The following is a 16,591-nucleotide window of genomic DNA, read 5'->3' as shown; positions in this document are numbered from 1 at the left end:
TATTCTTCCTTTGTATTAATAAAGTTCATCGATGGCATTAGTACAACGCGCACCAGTTTCTGGACTACTTAGATTTGAACGTAGCGCACTAAATAACTCGCGGCCCATCCCATAACGTGAGCGATGTAAATCCACAATTCCCGCGGCTCTGGTGGCAAGTTCAGCTTCAGAGACAAGCAGGCTCAGTTCGCCTGTTAACGCATCGACACGGATCAAGTCGCCATCTTGGACTTTGGCAATTAAACCGCCATCTAAGGCTTCTGGCGTTAAATGAATGGCCGCAGGGACTTTACCCGACGCACCAGACATGCGACCGTCGGTCAGCAGCGCGACTTTAAAGCCTTTGTCCTGAAGCGTTCCCAATAATGGGGTTAACTTGTGCAGTTCTGGCATACCGTTAGCTTTCGGGCCTTGACCTTTAACCACCACAACACAATCTCTATCCAAAGCACCGGCTTGGAACAAGGCATCGAGTTTGTTTTGATCGTCAATCACCACTGCGGGCGCTTCAACGACACGATGTTGTTCTTGTACTGCTGACACTTTGATCACAGCGCGGCCTAAGTTACCTTTGAGTAATTTTAAGCCACCGTTGCCTTGGAAAGGTGATGCGACTGACGTTAACACTTCAGTATCTAAGCTAGTCGTTGGACCATCGACCCAGCGCAGTTCACCGTCGAGCAGCCTTGGCTCTTGGGTATAACGGCGTAAACCAAAACCCGCAACGGTATCCACATCTTCATGCAATAGCCCCGCATCGAGCAATTCTTTGATTAAGTACGCCATGCCACCGGCTGCATGGAAATGATTAATATCGGCATGACCGTTTGGATACACGCGCGCCACTAATGGTACAGCATCGGATAATTCAGAAAAATCATCCCAGTTCACAATAATACCGGCAGCACGAGCCGCGGCGACAATGTGCATCGTCAAGTTAGTAGAACCGCCAGTAGCCAAAAGTGCCACAATGCCGTTAACCACAGATTTTTCGCTGACCACTTCACCGATTGGGGTATATTGGGTGCCCATTTCGGTTAAACGACACACTTGCTTAGCTGCCATCTTATTTAACGCTTCGCGCAGTGGATCATCAGGATTCACAAATGACGAGCCAGGTAACTGCAGGCCCATCACTTCAAGCATCAACTGATTCGAGTTTGCCGTGCCGTAGAAAGTACAGGTTCCTGCACTGTGGTAAGACTGGGCTTCAGCTTCTAACAGTTGCGCGCGATCCACTTTACCTTGGGCAAATTGCTGACGAATACGGGCTTTTTCTTTGTTCGGGATACCTGATTTCATCGGCCCAGCAGGCACGAATAACATAGGCAAGTGACCAAAGCTTAAGGCGCCGATAAGCAAACCTGGTACGATTTTATCGCAAATGCCGAGCAGTAAAGCGCCATCAAACATGTTGTGAGACAAGCCCACAGCCGTTGCCATCGCAATCACTTCACGACTCAGTAAGCTCAATTCCATACCGGGTTGACCTTGAGTCACACCGTCACACATGGCCGGAACACCGCCCGCCACTTGTGCAACACTGCCGACTTCCTGACAGGCTTTTTTAAGCAATTCAGGATAGCTTTCATAGGGTTGGTGCGCAGATAACATATCGTTAAATGCCGTCACTATGCCGATGTTCGCCTTATTCAATTGACGCAATGCATTTTTGTCGTCTGGATTACAGGCGGCAAAACCATGGGCTAAGTTGCCACAGCTCAATGAGCTACGGTGTACACCATGGTTACGAGCATCATTCAATGCGGCGAGATAACCTTCACGTGACGCTTTGCTACGGGCAATAATTCTGTCGGTAACAGCTTGAACTACTGAGTGTATTTCTACTGAGTGCATAGTGACTCCTTAAGCGCTCCAGAACACATCAACGGGCGTTTTACGCTGCGCTAATACGGCTCTGATAGGCATAGCATGGACATCATCACTTTCTAACGCTTGACGATATACGGATAATTTCTGTTCCCCGACCAAGTGCAGATAAATTTGTCTGCTGTTCAGAATCGCACTCTTAGAGAGCGTAATTCTACCATGGGGCGCTGTGGTGGGGTTCGTCGCCACACACAGGGCTTGGGTTGTGAGCGCATTTTCAAGCTCAGCACTGCAGGGAAACCAAGAGCAGGTATGACCATCGTTACCCATGCCTAACACCACCACATCAAAAGGACGTGGGAAGTTAGACAAGGACTCGGCGGCCATATCGGCGCCCGCTTCTGCAGTCGAAAACATGTTTTTTAAACCGCGGAATTTGGCATTCGCCGCACGGTTTTGTAATAAATGTTCACGCACGAGACGCTCATTAGAAGCATCGGCGTCGGCTTCAACCCAGCGCTCATCGGCAAGCGTGATATAAACATCACTCCAATCGATGGATTTCATGCTCAATAGTTGAAATAACTTAAGCGGCGTCGAACCACCGGAAACGACTAAGCTCGCTTTTCCGCGGGCATCGACGGCTTCCTGCAACTGGCTCGCAATTCTATTCGCAAGCTGTTGTTCTAACGCACTTGGCGTATCGAAAGATTTGAATACGGTTTCTTTAATCATCAAAGTCTCCTACTCGTCCCACGAACGGCCATCTTTGGTGATCAAAGCAACTGACGCAACTGGACCCCAAGTACCCGCAGGATAAGGTTTTGGTTTTTCGTTGCTTTGTTCCCACGATTGGATAATACCATCCACCCAAGTCCATGCCTGCTCGACTTCGTCGCGGCGCACGAACAGCGCTTGATTACCGAGCATAGCTTCGAGTAATAGACGCTCGTAGGCATCGGCGATGCGTTCATTTTTAAAGGTATCGGAGAAGCTCAAATCGAGTTTAGTGGTTTGTAGACGTTGTTTTTGCTCCAAACCTGGCACTTTGTTCATCATCTGGATTTCAACCCCTTCATGGGGCTGCAGACGGATCGTCAGCTTGTTCGGTGGCAGATTACGGTAGCTTGAGCGATATAAGTTATGCGGTGGGTTTTTGAAATACACCACAATTTCAGAGCTCTTAAACGGCATACGTTTACCGCTACGTAAATAGAAAGGCACGCCCGCCCAACGCCAGTTGTCTATATCCACGCGGATCGCCACGAAGGTTTCTGTGTGTGATTGAAGGTTGGCGCCTTCTTCTTCTAAATAACCCGGGACTGGGCTGCCCTTTAAGAAGCCTGCGCTGTACTGACCGCGTACGGTATTTTCATACACATTGTCTGAATTAATCGGACGCAGTGATTTAAGCACTTTAACTTTTTCATCACGGATGCTGTCAGCATCTAAGTTAACGGGTGGGTCCATGGCAACGAGCGTTAACACTTGCAGCAAATGGTTTTGGATCATGTCACGCATCTGACCCGCTTTGTCGAAGTAACCCCAACGGCCTTCGATGCCCACTTCTTCTGCGACTGTGATCTGGACGTGGTCAATCGTACGGTTGTCCCACTTAGAAGCAAATAAAGAGTTCGCAAAACGCAGAGCAATCAAGTTCTGTACGGTTTCTTTACCTAAGTAATGGTCGATACGGTAAACCTGACGTTCTTTGAAGTAAGCGGAAACTTGGTCATTGATAACGCGAGAAGAGTCTAAATCTGAGCCGATGGGCTTTTCGAGCACCACGCGTGAATCTGGGTGGATAAGATCTTGTTCATGCAAACAACGGCAAATGTCGCCGAATATTGCAGGTGGCGTAGCAAAGTAACTGACCATAACGCGCTCTTCTGGTTTGAGCAGATCATGGAAGGCACTGTAGCCCGCTGAATCGGTAAAGTTAGTGCCTATATAGTGACAGCGGGACAGGAAACGTTGGAGAGTCTCTTCGCACAAAGGCTCTTTCACGAAGGTGTTTAATGCAAGCGTGACTAATTCGATAAACTCATCTTGAGTAAACTCGTCTTTCGCGACACCGATCACTTTCGTATCTTTATCGAGAAGTTCAGCTTTATCTAGCTGGTATAAAGAAGGTAACAACTTGCGTCGTGCCAAATCGCCTTTAGTACCAAAGAGTACGAAGTCACAAGCTTTGGCGCCTGATGTTGTTTTGCCCATTGCGTTACGATCTCCTTTGTATGTCGTGTCCCTTCATGTCGATGAAGAAATCCACACTTTTGTTGTAATATAACAACAGAATTTGTTAAATGCATCTATTTTTATAAATATTAACATTCTTGCTAACTAGTCACTTGCTGCATAAATCTGATATGCTTTTTGTGCTTAAATTACTGAAGGTAGTAAAGTCTTATTTCAAAATTGTACTGAAAAGTTACTACATAGAGTCTATTAGTGGGCTGCCAGTCTTGATCTGCGCCCACGAAATAAAAATAAATAAAATTACATTCTCAATTTAGCGGACATACGCGTATGAATACCCTAGAAAAGGTTCAAAAAAGCCTCACCCATTTTAGTAAATCAGAACGCAAAGTTGCAGAGGTGATCTTAGCATCACCACAGACAGCTATACATTCTAGCATCGCCACACTGGCTAAGATGGCAGATGTCAGTGAACCTACTGTGAATCGTTTCTGCCGCCGCTTAGATACTAAGGGTTTCCCTGATTTTAAGTTACATCTAGCGCAAAGTCTTGCGAACGGTACACCTTATGTGAGCCGCCACGTTGAAGAAGATGATTCGACTGAGTCTTATACGACAAAAATATTCGAATCTTCAATGGCTTCGCTCGATACTGCACGTCAAAGCCTAGACATTTCAGCCATTAATAAAGCCGTTGATATTCTCACTCAAGCTAAGACTATTTCCTTTTTTGGCCTAGGCGCATCCGCTTCAGTTGCCCATGACGCGCAAAATAAATTCTTCCGCTTTAATGTCCCTGTCATCTGTTTTGACGATGTTCTAATGCAACGCATGAGCTGCATTAACAGTAATGAGGGCGATGTGGTGGTATTGATTTCCCACACAGGCCGCACTAAGTCATTGATTGAGATAGCACGTTTAGCGAGAGAAAACGGTGCAGCTGTGATTGGTATTACCGCCCGCAACTCGCCTTTGTCGATGGAATGTACGCTGCCCGTGACAATGGAAGTGCCAGAAGATACCGACATGTATTTACCTATGGCCTCGCGTTTAGCCCAATTAGTCACTATAGATGTATTGGCAACCGGATTTACCTTACGCAGAGGTCCACGTTTCCGCGATAATTTGAAACGGGTGAAAGAAGTATTAAAAGAGTCTCGCATCAATAAAGATCCGATACTGTAACTCACTTCCTTTTCTAAAAATGGCTAGTGTTGATCCTTAACCTAGCCATTAATCGTGCAAATATCAGCGATACCTCACAATTTTCATACATAACTTTAGATCAATTTGATTGTAACTTTACTACATAATCTGGAATTGCATGGTAATATAGGCCCAAGATTTTTTTTAACTTTAACGGAGTATCCTTATGTTCCGCAGAACCAAAATCGTCACCACTCTAGGTCCCGCTACCGATCGTGATGATAATCTACGCCGCATCATCGCGGCAGGTGCAAACGTTGTACGTCTTAATTTCTCCCACGGTTCCCCAGAAGATCACTTAAAACGAGCCACTCAAGCGCGCGAAATCGCTAAAGAGTTGGGCGTTCATGTGGCTATTTTGGGGGACTTACAAGGCCCTAAAATCCGCGTTTCTACTTTCAAAGACAATAAGAAAGTGCAACTGGTGTTAGGTCAAGCCTACGTGCTTGATGCCGAGTTAGCAAAAGGTGAAGGCGACGAGACCCAAGTGGGTATCGATTACAAGCAATTGCCTGATGATGTGACTGTTGGCGATATCTTGATGTTAGATGATGGCCGTGTTCAATTACGCGTTGAGCGTGTTGAAGGCCGTAAAGTGCACACCACAGTGACTGTGGCTGGCCCTCTATCTAACAACAAAGGTATTAACAAGCAAGGCGGCGGACTTTCTGCTGCGGCGCTGACCGAAAAAGACAAAGCTGACATTCTGACTGCAGCATTGATCCAAGTGGATTATTTAGCCGTTTCGTTCCCGCGCAGTGGTGCTGATTTAGATTACGCCCGTGATCTTGCCCGTCAAGCTGGTTGTAATGCCTTAATCGTGGCTAAAGTTGAACGCGCTGAAGCCGTTGCGACCGATGCGGCTATGGATGATGTGATCTTAGCATCTGACGTTGTCATGGTTGCACGTGGTGACTTAGGTGTTGAAATTGGTGATGCTGCGCTCGTTGCGGTGCAGAAGAAGTTAATCGCCCGCTCACGTCAACTGAATAAAGTCGTCATCACGGCCACTCAGATGATGGAATCGATGATTTCAAGCCCTATGCCAACCCGCGCCGAAGTAATGGACGTGGCGAACGCTGTGCTTGATGGTACCGATGCTGTGATGTTATCAGCTGAAACTGCTGCCGGTGACTTCCCAGAAGAAACCGTTAAGGCAATGGCAAACGTGTGTGTTGGCGCAGAATCTCACCCAAGTGTGATTGTGTCTAAACATAGATTAGATGTGCGCTTCACTTCAGTTGAAGAAACCATTGCGCTATCAACTATGTATGCGGCTAACCACCTAGAAGGCGTTAAGGCGATTATCGCTCTGACTGAATCGGGTGCAACACCACAGTTGATGTCTCGTATCAGTTCTTCACTGCCAATCCTGGGTTTATCACGTCACGCAACAACCTTAGCCAAAATGGCCTTGTACCGCGGCGTGTTGCCAATTTACTTCGATTCAACTATCCACCCAGCCGATGAGCTAGCGCAAAAAGCGTTAGAAGCATTAACAGCGGCTGGTTATTTGAATAGCGGTGATATGGTATTAATGACCAAAGGCGATGCAATGGAAACCATCGGCGGCACTAACACCTGTAAAGTGTTGATCGTAGCTTAAGCTTCTTCTAACAACTCAAGCTCGTTAGAAAACAGCCAATAAAAAAAAACCACCTCATGAAGGTGGTTTTTTTATATTGACTGTTTTCTGTAAGTGCAGATTTCTGTTGGTGCTGATTTATCGGTCTCTCATTGCTGGGAGAAATCTAAGCGGCCCAAGCGGCTAGCTATCGAACTTAACACCGCTTAGACCAAACTGCACTAACATTAAACGCTAACATCAAACACTAGCAATCACTATAACGCTTCGAAATCATTCACATTAATTGCCGCTAAGCGCAGCTTATCAGCATGCTGTAACTTTTGTTCTTCGTCGGCAGTGATAACGCCAGTCTCGAGTGCTTTTGCAAACAAGACGAGATTCGGCACTTTTGCTGGCAACTCACCGGCACGCTGCGCTTTCTTCAGTTTTTTATAGATATCTTTACAGGCATATTGCGCGATAAATGCTTGCTCAACTTCAGCAATACCGCCCTTATCCCCTTCAAATTCAGGACATAGGAACGTAATACGTTCACGAGCTGGGCCAGGCTTCAACATACCGCTAACTAAATCGGTCGCCATTTTGTCGCTCGGTGCAGTGAAGTGATTACCCAGCGGGAAGATTAAGCCACGCAGTAACCATGCCACAGGACGGCTCGGGAAGTTACGAATCGAGTCTTCCAACGCTTTCGCCGCCAAGTGCAAACGATTGGCCATTACATAACGTACCGCAGGCAAATCGTCCTGTTGACGGCCATTATCTTCAAACAACTTCAAGGTCGCTGAGCCTAAATATAACTGGCTGAGCACATCACCCATACGTGCCGACAGCATTTCTTTACGTTTTAAATCGCCGCCCATGATCAGCATTGATAAATCTGTCATTAAGGCTAATGCAGACGAAATACGCGACATATCTTTATAGTACTGCTTAGTTTCACCGCTCACTGGCGCACTGCCAAAACGGCTACCGCTTAACGCGCTAAACAAAGCACTGAAAGCATTACGCGTGGCATAACCCATGTGACCCATTAATAACGCATCAAAACGCTCTAAGGCTTCATGTTGGTTTTCCATCGCTGCGGCTTCCATTTCGGCAAGTACGTAAGGATGGCAGCGAGTCGCACCTTGACCAAAAATCATCAACGAGCGGGTTAGAATATTCGCGCCTTCCACAGTGATCGAAATTGGATTCGACATATAAGGGTGGCCTAAATAGTTTTTAGGTCCTAATTGAATGCCCTTACCCGATTGAATATCCATGGCATCGTTCATCACTGAACGGCCTAATTCAGTCATGTGGTACTTAGCTATCGCGGTCACGACCGAAGGTTTGACTTTAAGATCGATACCCGTGGTTGTTAAACGACGCGCAGCTTCTAACTGATAAGTGTTGGCAATAATACGCGCCAGCGCTTCTTGCACCCCTTCAAACTGACCAATTGCCATTCCAAACTGGTGACGCACATAGCTGTAAGCCGTTGTCGTCTTCGTCGCCATGTGACCAGAAGCCGTTGCCAATGCTGGCAATGAAATACCGCGGCCCGCTGACAAACACTCAACCAGCATACGCCAGCCTTTACCGGCAAACTCAGGGCCACCGATAATCCAATCGAGCGGAATAAACACTTCTTTACCTTGAGTAGTACCGTTCATAAACGCCATACCCAGCGGATTATGACGACGACCAATAACCACACCAGGATGATCCGTTGGGATCAACGCACAGGTAATACCTAAGTTTTTCTTATCGCTAAGCAGACCTTCAGGATCGCGCATTTGGAACGCTAAACCCAGAACTGTTGCTACAGGAGCCAGCGTGATATAACGCTTATCCCATGTAAGTTTAAGCCCAAGCATTTCTTCGCCATTGAAAGTATCACGACACACAATACCCACATCGGGGATAGCGCCGGCATCACTGCCCGCTTCTGGACCGGTTAATGCAAAACAAGGAATTTCATCGCCTTTGGCCAAAGCTGGTAACCAACGTTCTTTCTGCTCACTCGTACCATAGTAGGTTAGCAACTCACCAGGGCCTAAAGAGTTAGGCACCATTACGGTCACGGCGGCACTTACGCTACGGCTGGCTAATTTGCTGACAATGGTCGAGTTTGCATAGGCAGAGAAAGCTTTACCACCAAATTTCTTCGGAATGATCAGTGCGAAGAAACCTTCTTTCTTAAAGTATTCCCACAGCTCTGGCGGTAAATCCTTGCGGTTATGTACTATGTCGAAATCATCGATCATCGTCAGTGCTGTCATCACTTGATTATCAATAAAGTCTTTTTCTTCTGCAGTTAGCGTGGGTTTGCCATAGCTGTGCAAGGTATTCCAGTTAGGATTTCCGCGAAATAACTCCCCTTCCCACCAGACATCACCCGCTTCCATCGCTTCACGCTCGGTATCTGAAAGTGGCGGCAAGACCTTCTTGAAAAAACTAAAAACTGGGCGGGTAATAAACTGCATCCGGATATTTTTCACCGCAAACAACACGACAATGGCTATCAGGGCAAGAATTATAATCGTCAACATTATCAAGACCTTTTAATTAAGAAGAAACGGGGACTGATACGCCAGCCGCCATGTAGGGGATCACTTTACGGATCACGGCTTCGATGTCGTTATGCTCACCAAACTCAGCAGCAGCAATGTCATTTAGGGCATCAGCGGACGCCATAGTGAACACGATAGTGCCTAAGGTAAAGTGTAAGCGCCAAAACATTTCAGCGGGTGGAATATGTGGTGCACTGGCCGAAACGGCTTTAACAAAAGCATCGAGATGCTGGCCGTAATGGGTAGTAATAAACCAACGTAAATGCCCTTGGCTTTCGATATAGCCACGGCCTAAAAGCTGCAGGAAGATCGTGGTACCTTCTGTACGTAGCGCGTTTAAATCCAATAAAGGATCGACCAAAGAAGACAGGATCTCTTCGAGTGTTGCTTGTGCTGGAGCGGCATTTAAACGATGAATTTGGCTTGAAGCGGCAGGCATAAACACGTCTAAATAGCGGGCTAACACTGCACGGATCAGCTCTTTTTTAGAACCAAAGTGATAATTGACCGATGCTAAATTCACCTCAGCTTTGCTGGTAATGAGTCGCAACGAGGTCTCAGAAAAGCCCCGTTCGGCGAACAGTTTTTCTGCGGCATCAAGTATTCTAGTTTTTGTATCGGATCGACTTGCCATTCCGTGACCTTGAATTAATTTAAAACACTCGTTTAAATTAAACATTGGCACCACGGATGTCAAACTAAAATTGGACAAATTCACCGCTTTCTAGTCTGTGATACAAGCGGTATGTCGTACATGTCCGAATAAGTGTTAAAAACAAGTCAATTAACCCTTGTGCAATAACCCTGCGGTTTAGGTAAACTGTGTAACACAAAAACAACAAGGACAACTAGACATGGTTATTTCATTGAATCGTCGCAGTAAAATCGCCCTCACAGTGGCACTCGCGCTGGGATTAACGGCCTGTAATGATGCTCAAAGTAAAACAGACAAGACAGCTACTACAGAAGCAGCTGTCATCAATACCGCCCCAGATAAAGCACAAGCCATTGCTTTTATTAATGATGCTGAAGCCAAGATGGCCGAATTATCGATTGAATCTAATCGCGCCGAGTGGATTTACAGCAACTTTATTACTGATGATACCGCGGCCCTGTCTGCCGCAGTCGGCGAAAAGGTCAGTGCCGCGTCGGTAAAATTTGCAACTGAGGCGGCTAAGTATGCCAATGTGCAACTCGATCCCGTAAATGCCCGCAAGCTCAATATACTGCGCAGTGCGTTAGTGTTACCCGCGCCGCTCGATCCTGCGAAGAATACCGAGCTGGCGCAAATTAGTTCAGAATTAAATGGCTTGTACGGCAAAGGAAAATACTGTTTTGCCGACGGCAAGTGTATGACTCAGCCTGAGCTATCGAGCTTAATGGCCGAATCACGTGATCCCGTAAAATTACTGGAAGCGTGGAAAGGCTGGCGTGAAATAGCTAAACCCATGCGCCCCTTGTTTCAACGCGAAGTTGAACTGGCCAATGAAGGCGCAAAGGATCTCGGTTATGCCAACCTGTCTGAACTATGGCGCAGTCAATACGATATGAAGCCCGATGACTTTTCACAGGAACTCGACCGTCTTTGGGGCCAAGTTAAGCCACTTTATGAATCCTTGCACTGCTACGTACGGGGAGAATTGAATAAAGAGTACGGCGATAGCGTCGCACCGACCACTGGCCCCATCCCGGCACACTTACTTGGCAACATGTGGGCCCAGCAATGGGGTAATGTGTATGATCTCGTCGCCCCTGACAATGCTGATCCGGGTTACGATGTCACTGAGTTACTCGCAAAGAAAGGCTATGACGAGCATAAAATGGTGAAACAAGCCGAAGGTTTCTTCACATCATTAGGGTTCGCACCATTGCCAGAAAGTTTTTGGGCACGTTCTCTATTCGTTCAACCAAAGGACCGTGATGTGGTTTGTCACGCTTCGGCGTGGGATCTCGATAATCTCGACGATATCCGCATTAAAATGTGTATCCAAAAAACTGCCGAAGATTTTAGCGTTATCCACCACGAACTTGGGCATAACTTCTATCAACGCGCTTATAAGCAACAACCATTCCTGTTTAAAAACAGCGCTAACGACGGTTTCCATGAAGCAATTGGTGACACAATTGCACTGTCGATCACCCCAAGCTACTTAAAGCAAATCGGCTTATTAGAAGAAGTGCCTGATGCATCTAAGGATATCGGCCTCTTACTAAAACAAGCCTTAGACAAAATTGCTTTCTTGCCCTTTGGCCTGATGATAGATCAGTGGCGCTGGAAAGTGTTTAGCGGCGAAATCACGCCTGCCCAATATAACCAAGCTTGGTGGGATCTGAGGGAAAAATACCAAGGCGTAAAAGCACCGACTGAACGTAGTGAAGCAGATTTTGATCCGGGTGCTAAATACCATGTACCAGGCAATGTACCCTACACCCGTTACTTCCTAGCGCATATTTTGCAATTCCAATTCCATCAAGCACTGTGTGAAACTGCAGGCGATAAAGGTCCGGTACACAGATGCAGTATTTATGGCAATCAAGCCGCGGGAGAGAAACTCAATAAGATGCTCAAGTTAGGCTTAAGTAAACCTTGGCCAGAAGCATTGAAAGAAGTCACCGGCAAAGAAGCCATGGATGCAAAAGCGGTGCTCGATTACTTCGCACCACTTAAAACATGGTTAGATGAGCAAAATACCACCGCAAACCGCCAGTGTGGTTGGTAAGGGGTCATTAAATTATCACCCAATAACATAAAACAAAATGCCCAATAAAATTGGGCATTTTTATTCAATACTTATCTGTTTAATCTAACGCCATCCCATTCCTTTACGATTGGCTTCACGGTTTTCAAGCTTAAGCTGTTCTGACTTAGTTAACATCACATAAAGTGCCCCAGCACCGCCCTGCTCGGTTTTCGCCGAATGATAGGCAAGCACCATGTCGAGTTGTGATAACCAATAGCACACAGCTGATTTGAGCAATCCTGCAAAGGGTTGACTCTGATAGCCTTTACCGTGGATCAACATGACACAGCGTTCACCATGTGCCTGCGCTGCCAGTAAATAGTTAAGGACGGCATCACGAGCTTGGTTTAACCGATAAGCATGCACATCAAGCTCCATCTTGATGCTGTATTGCCCCATTCGGAGTCGTTTAAAAACGCCGCCTTGTACCCCCTCACGCTTAAAGCTCACAATGTCATCTGGCGCTTGCTGTGGAAACGCTTTTAAATCCAGTGGCATACACGCTAGGAAAGCTTCGCGTTGTAAAGCATCGCGTCTGTGTATTTGCTCAGCCGTCAACGCTTTCGGTGCTAAATTTACCACTGGCATATCGCCTTTTAGTGGTACGACTCCAGCCATTTCCTCAAAAAACAGTGCTGATTCATCATCCAGCATGGCAAGCTCCTTTACTTCACACTCTTGTATAGAAACACACTTTGTAAACATTCATGGCTTTAGTTCAGCGGGCGCCTCCATTATAGTGACGCCATGATTGCCAGATTAGAATAAAGTAATGAAATTTTTGCCGCTAGTCCTGATGTGCTTATTGTCACTGCCAAGCTTAGCCAATCCAGCTAAAACTCATACAAAATCCACTGATGATCAATTGATCAACGCTAATTATCCTTTGTTTATTAGCGCTTTTAATCAATTGTCCCCTGAGGTGACCCGTGAGATTTACGCTGATGACGCTAGCTACTTATCTGAGAGTCAAAGTAAAGAAATTTACTATGGACGAGACAATATTGTCGCCATTTACAAGAAGTTTTTCGATAAAATCCGCGCCAAAAAAGCCACTATCGACGTGGATTTTCGCATTACTAAACGCAAAATTATCGGTAATGGTGCCATAGATACAGGCTATTATTTGGTTCGATTTTACCCGGCACAAGAAACTGGCGAACCTGTGAGTGAATTTGCGGGCAAATTTGCTATTGGTACAGAAAAAGTCTCATCCACCCAATGGAAAGTGAGCTTAGATACCAATAACCGCGCAGAACCTAGCTATTATCTGAATGCGAAACCGGTACCTAACTTGTATTATGGTCGCCAATTTCCGCCTTTACCTGCGGGTAAAAAATTACCCTAATGTTAATGCCTATTACGTTTAAATGGACTATCTCACATCTAGCGCATTTAGATAGAAATAGAATAAATTTAAACAAATACAATTAAATTAAAGATTTAGCTAACATGACTACAACTAAGCAAACCTGCCCCTGTGGTAGTGGGCTAAGCTACCAAGATTGCTGTGGTCCACTGCATACGCATGTAGACTCTGGGCAAGTCATTGCCCGTACTCCTGAACAGCTTATGCGCTCACGCTACTGCGCATTTGTATTGAAAAATTTTGATTACATTTTAAAAACACATCATCCAGACTATCTAAATGGCCTTACTCTCACGAGCCTCAATGCTGGTCCTCACCCACATTGGTTAGGATTAGATGTACAGAGCAGTACTGAAACACCAAGCCACAATGCTCAAGCGGCGATAGCTGAACAACGACATGGCACAGTTACCTTTAAAGCTTGGTATAAGCTCGATGGTGAAATTGATGCTATCTATGAGCGATCCGAATTTATCTACCAAGCAAGTCGCTGGTATTACAGCCAAGGCCAGCAAATGACGGCTAAATTACCCGGTAGAAATGATCTCTGTATTTGCCATAGTGGCAAAAAATTCAAACAATGCTGCTTAAAATCTTAATAGGTATACAGTGCTGAACTGCACTGGAAAATTACGATGAAGGTTTATAGTGCTGATTGAACAAGCACAGAGATGAATAATAAAGGCAACCTAGATTACAAACCTAGGTTGCCTTTATTTTATCGTGAGCAGCACATTTGAAATAATTGTAACTTTAGTGGGTTATGACTGAAGCGCTTTTCGCCGACAAGATAAATTGTGCAAACTCAGGCTCCCGTAATGCAGGACTATAGAGATAACCCTGTGCCTGATGACAAAAACTTTTCGCTAAAAATGCTTCTTGCTCAAGGGTTTCAACCCCTTCTGCCGTCAGAGATATATTCAATGCATTCGCCATGGCAATAATGGCTGACACAATTTCGCGACTTTCGCGGCTGACGGTAAGATCTGAAATAAACGAACGATCAATTTTAAGTTTACTGATCGGAAACTGCTTCAAATAACGCATAGAGCAGTAACCCGTCCCAAAATCGTCAATCGCGAGCCCTACGCCTAATTCTGCTAATTCTTGACATAACAAGGTCGCGTGGCGAATATCACCCATCAATTCAGTCTCAGTGATCTCTAAGATTAACGTCTTCGGTTTCAAGCGATAACGCGTCAACAACTGCCACACTTGCTCGAATAAATTACCACTGAAGAACTGGCGGGCCGACACATTTACATGCATTGTCATATCTGCATTATGATGCTGCCATAGGTTCAACTGTCGACATGCGGCCTCTAAAACCCAACTGCCAATGGAATTAATCATCCCCGACTGCTCAGCAATATCAATAAAGGAAGCTGGAAATAACACGCCTCTTTTAGGATGGTGCCAACGGATTAAGGCTTCGGCGCCAATATAGGTATTCTGCTCAAGATCCCTCAGAGGCTGATAATAAAGCTCAAACTGACGACCACGGATCGCACTGTGTAAATCACGTTCTATCTGCGCATCCTCTTTAAATGCACTCAATAACGTGCTGTTAAATACTTGGATTGCAGTGCCTTTTTTCTTTTTAGCATACTGCACTGCAATATCGGCACAGGTTAATGGGGCAAACAAACTCGCCACAGAGGCAATATCAACCACAGCTAAAGCAGGCTTTGGTTCGACTTGCTCGCGGCCGATTAAAATAGGCATGGCAAGATGTTGATACAGGCGCGTACTAAAATAATCGAGATCGTAAACCGCATTATCATCGGTCAACAGCACGGCAAATTCATCGCTGCCGACGCGGGCAATTTCGGTGGCCTTATTAATCTCAGAAAAATGTTTCAAGCGGCGGGCAATTTCTATCAACAAGCTATCGCCATTTTCATGACCATAGGTATCGTTAAAACGCTTAAATCCCACTAAATCAACTAATAACAACAGTCCCTTCGTGGTACGTTCAAGGACTCGATTAAAATGAGTACGGTTATGTAGTCCCGTTAATCCACAACGCCAAGCAAGCCGTTCAAGCTCTGACTTATAGTTATGCTCATCGGTATTTTCTTCACACGAGACCAAGGCATAATGATTACCGCGATCGGTAATGAACTGACTCAGCACGTATGTCAGCCAATAACGACTGCCATCGGCACGACTAAACTGCACTTCGCCTTTGGCAATTTCCCCCCTAAAGATTTGCGCTAGGGTTTGCTCGGCTAATTGGGCATGCTGCTTGAAAAAAGCCAACTCACGGATATTCGCGCCGATAATCTGCTCACGGGGTATGCCGGTGATTTCACTGTGCGCCTGATTCACATACTCGACTTTTTCAGTATGCAGATTAATTAACATACTGATTTGTCGCGATTGTTCAGTGGCACAGCGAAATAAACTCAAGCTTTCTTCTTTATCGTAGCTGTGTTTTGTCGCTAAGGTCAGGGCTAATTGGTCAGCCATCTGGCACGCGAGGTGAATTTCACTGTCATGCCAGTGGGGAGTCAATTGTGCCCGCTCGATGCAGAGCACACCTTCGAGATGACCATTGATGCGAATGGCGATGTCGAGACTCGAGTTGATTTGCCGCGGGATAAAATAGCACTCAGCCAATTCACTTAAACGTGGATCGGTCAGGGCATTGCCTGCATCGATATGGCGCAGAGTTTTGAGCTCGTGTACATACCGGGGACAATCTTGTAATAACTTAGGTCGATGAATGTCTTGCAACATCATAGAACCAAATTGTGCGACGAGTGATTGGGTTTGTTGATCAGATGAAAAAGTCCACACTGATACCAAAGAAACCGCTAAATTCTGGCACAACAACTCTGTGGTTAACTCTGCCGTCTTTGTGAAATCGCCCTGCTGTTTTGCAGTTGACTGTACCAAAGACTCCAATAAATGCTGATGCTGACGTCGCTTCACGCTGGTTCCCTACAAAACTTCGTGTTGGGCTAAAGGTCTTTGCTGTTAGCAAACTTACCTTGAAATTTAGAATTAAGCTGATTGAATTATTCTTATTTGGAGGCAGATTACACTAACTGTTGTAAGCACAGCAACATGTGGCACAATTTATTACAATTTGGTTAAC

Annotated in this window: 12 protein-coding genes; 5 read left to right on the top strand and 7 right to left on the bottom strand. The window is 45.8% G+C overall.

Annotation, left to right across the window (positions count from 1 at the left end; translation table 11 throughout):
• Nucleotides 1–15 precede the first annotated feature (15 nt).
• From edd to zwf, 3 genes are read right to left on the bottom strand one after another with little or no spacing between them, the layout of a single operon-like run.
• Nucleotides 16–1,842: a phosphogluconate dehydratase gene (gene edd / locus L5M18_RS01795; protein ID WP_263182370.1), complete on the bottom strand. Its 1,827-nt coding sequence runs from the start codon at nt 1,840–1,842 to the stop codon at nt 16–18.
• A gap of 24 nt (nt 1,843–1,866) precedes the next feature.
• Nucleotides 1,867–2,565: a 6-phosphogluconolactonase gene (gene pgl / locus L5M18_RS01790; protein ID WP_105252460.1), complete on the bottom strand. Its 699-nt coding sequence runs from the start codon at nt 2,563–2,565 to the stop codon at nt 1,867–1,869.
• 9 nt (nt 2,566–2,574) lie between these two features.
• Complete coding sequence (gene zwf / locus L5M18_RS01785; RefSeq protein ID WP_028759998.1) at nt 2,575–4,047, bottom strand: glucose-6-phosphate dehydrogenase; 1,473 nt, start codon at nt 4,045–4,047, stop codon at nt 2,575–2,577.
• Between the two features lie 312 nt (nt 4,048–4,359).
• Here zwf and L5M18_RS01780 point away from each other — a divergent pair, with 312 nt between their 5' ends.
• Nucleotides 4,360–5,214, top strand: coding sequence for a MurR/RpiR family transcriptional regulator (locus tag L5M18_RS01780; protein WP_006081563.1), 855 nt, complete (start codon nt 4,360–4,362; stop codon nt 5,212–5,214).
• Between the two features lie 187 nt (nt 5,215–5,401).
• A complete protein-coding gene (gene pyk / locus L5M18_RS01775; RefSeq protein WP_263195812.1) occupies nt 5,402–6,841 on the top strand; it encodes a pyruvate kinase in 1,440 nt (479 codons plus the stop codon).
• A gap of 236 nt (nt 6,842–7,077) precedes the next feature.
• On the opposite strand, the gene L5M18_RS01770 is transcribed toward pyk, so the two are convergent.
• Entirely contained in the window at nt 7,078–9,357 is a 2,280-nt protein-coding gene (locus L5M18_RS01770; protein WP_263195811.1) for an acyl-CoA dehydrogenase, read from the bottom strand.
• Nucleotides 9,358–9,373: 16 nt separating this feature from the next.
• Complete coding sequence (locus L5M18_RS01765) at nt 9,374–10,012, bottom strand: TetR/AcrR family transcriptional regulator (protein ID WP_028760001.1); 639 nt, start codon at nt 10,010–10,012, stop codon at nt 9,374–9,376.
• 220 nt (nt 10,013–10,232) lie between these two features.
• On the opposite strand from L5M18_RS01765, the gene L5M18_RS01760 reads away from it, so the two are divergent.
• Nucleotides 10,233–12,098, top strand: coding sequence for a M2 family metallopeptidase (locus L5M18_RS01760; RefSeq protein ID WP_263195810.1), 1,866 nt, complete (start codon nt 10,233–10,235; stop codon nt 12,096–12,098).
• A gap of 84 nt (nt 12,099–12,182) precedes the next feature.
• Here the strand turns inward: L5M18_RS01760 and smrA are convergent, their stop codons facing one another.
• Entirely contained in the window at nt 12,183–12,773 is a 591-nt protein-coding gene (smrA, locus tag L5M18_RS01755; RefSeq protein WP_198573474.1) for a DNA endonuclease SmrA, read from the bottom strand.
• A 118-nt stretch (nt 12,774–12,891) separates the two neighbouring features.
• On the opposite strand from smrA, the gene L5M18_RS01750 reads away from it, so the two are divergent.
• Together L5M18_RS01750 and L5M18_RS01745 are read left to right on the top strand one after the other, a co-directional pair.
• Nucleotides 12,892–13,467, top strand: coding sequence for a DUF4440 domain-containing protein (locus L5M18_RS01750; protein ID WP_028760004.1), 576 nt, complete (start codon nt 12,892–12,894; stop codon nt 13,465–13,467).
• A 104-nt stretch (nt 13,468–13,571) separates the two neighbouring features.
• Nucleotides 13,572–14,087 carry a YchJ family protein gene (locus L5M18_RS01745; RefSeq protein ID WP_212600548.1) on the top strand — a complete coding sequence of 172 codons (516 nt, stop codon included), beginning with the start codon at nt 13,572–13,574 and terminating at the stop codon, nt 14,085–14,087.
• 154 nt (nt 14,088–14,241) lie between these two features.
• Here L5M18_RS01745 and L5M18_RS01740 read toward each other — a convergent pair whose 3' ends face one another.
• The gene (locus tag L5M18_RS01740; protein ID WP_263195809.1) at nt 14,242–16,425 is read right to left on the bottom strand and encodes a putative bifunctional diguanylate cyclase/phosphodiesterase; all 2,184 of its coding nucleotides are present in this window, start codon (nt 16,423–16,425) and stop codon (nt 14,242–14,244) included.
• Nucleotides 16,426–16,591: the final 166 nt, after the last annotated feature.

Origin of the sequence: Shewanella sp. SM20, assembly GCF_025654545.1 — a bacterium.
Taxonomy (GTDB): Bacteria; Pseudomonadota; Gammaproteobacteria; order Enterobacterales; family Shewanellaceae; genus Shewanella; species Shewanella oncorhynchi.
The sequence above is the reverse complement of the archived record's forward strand: the minus strand, read 5'-3'. Positions and strand labels throughout refer to the sequence as shown.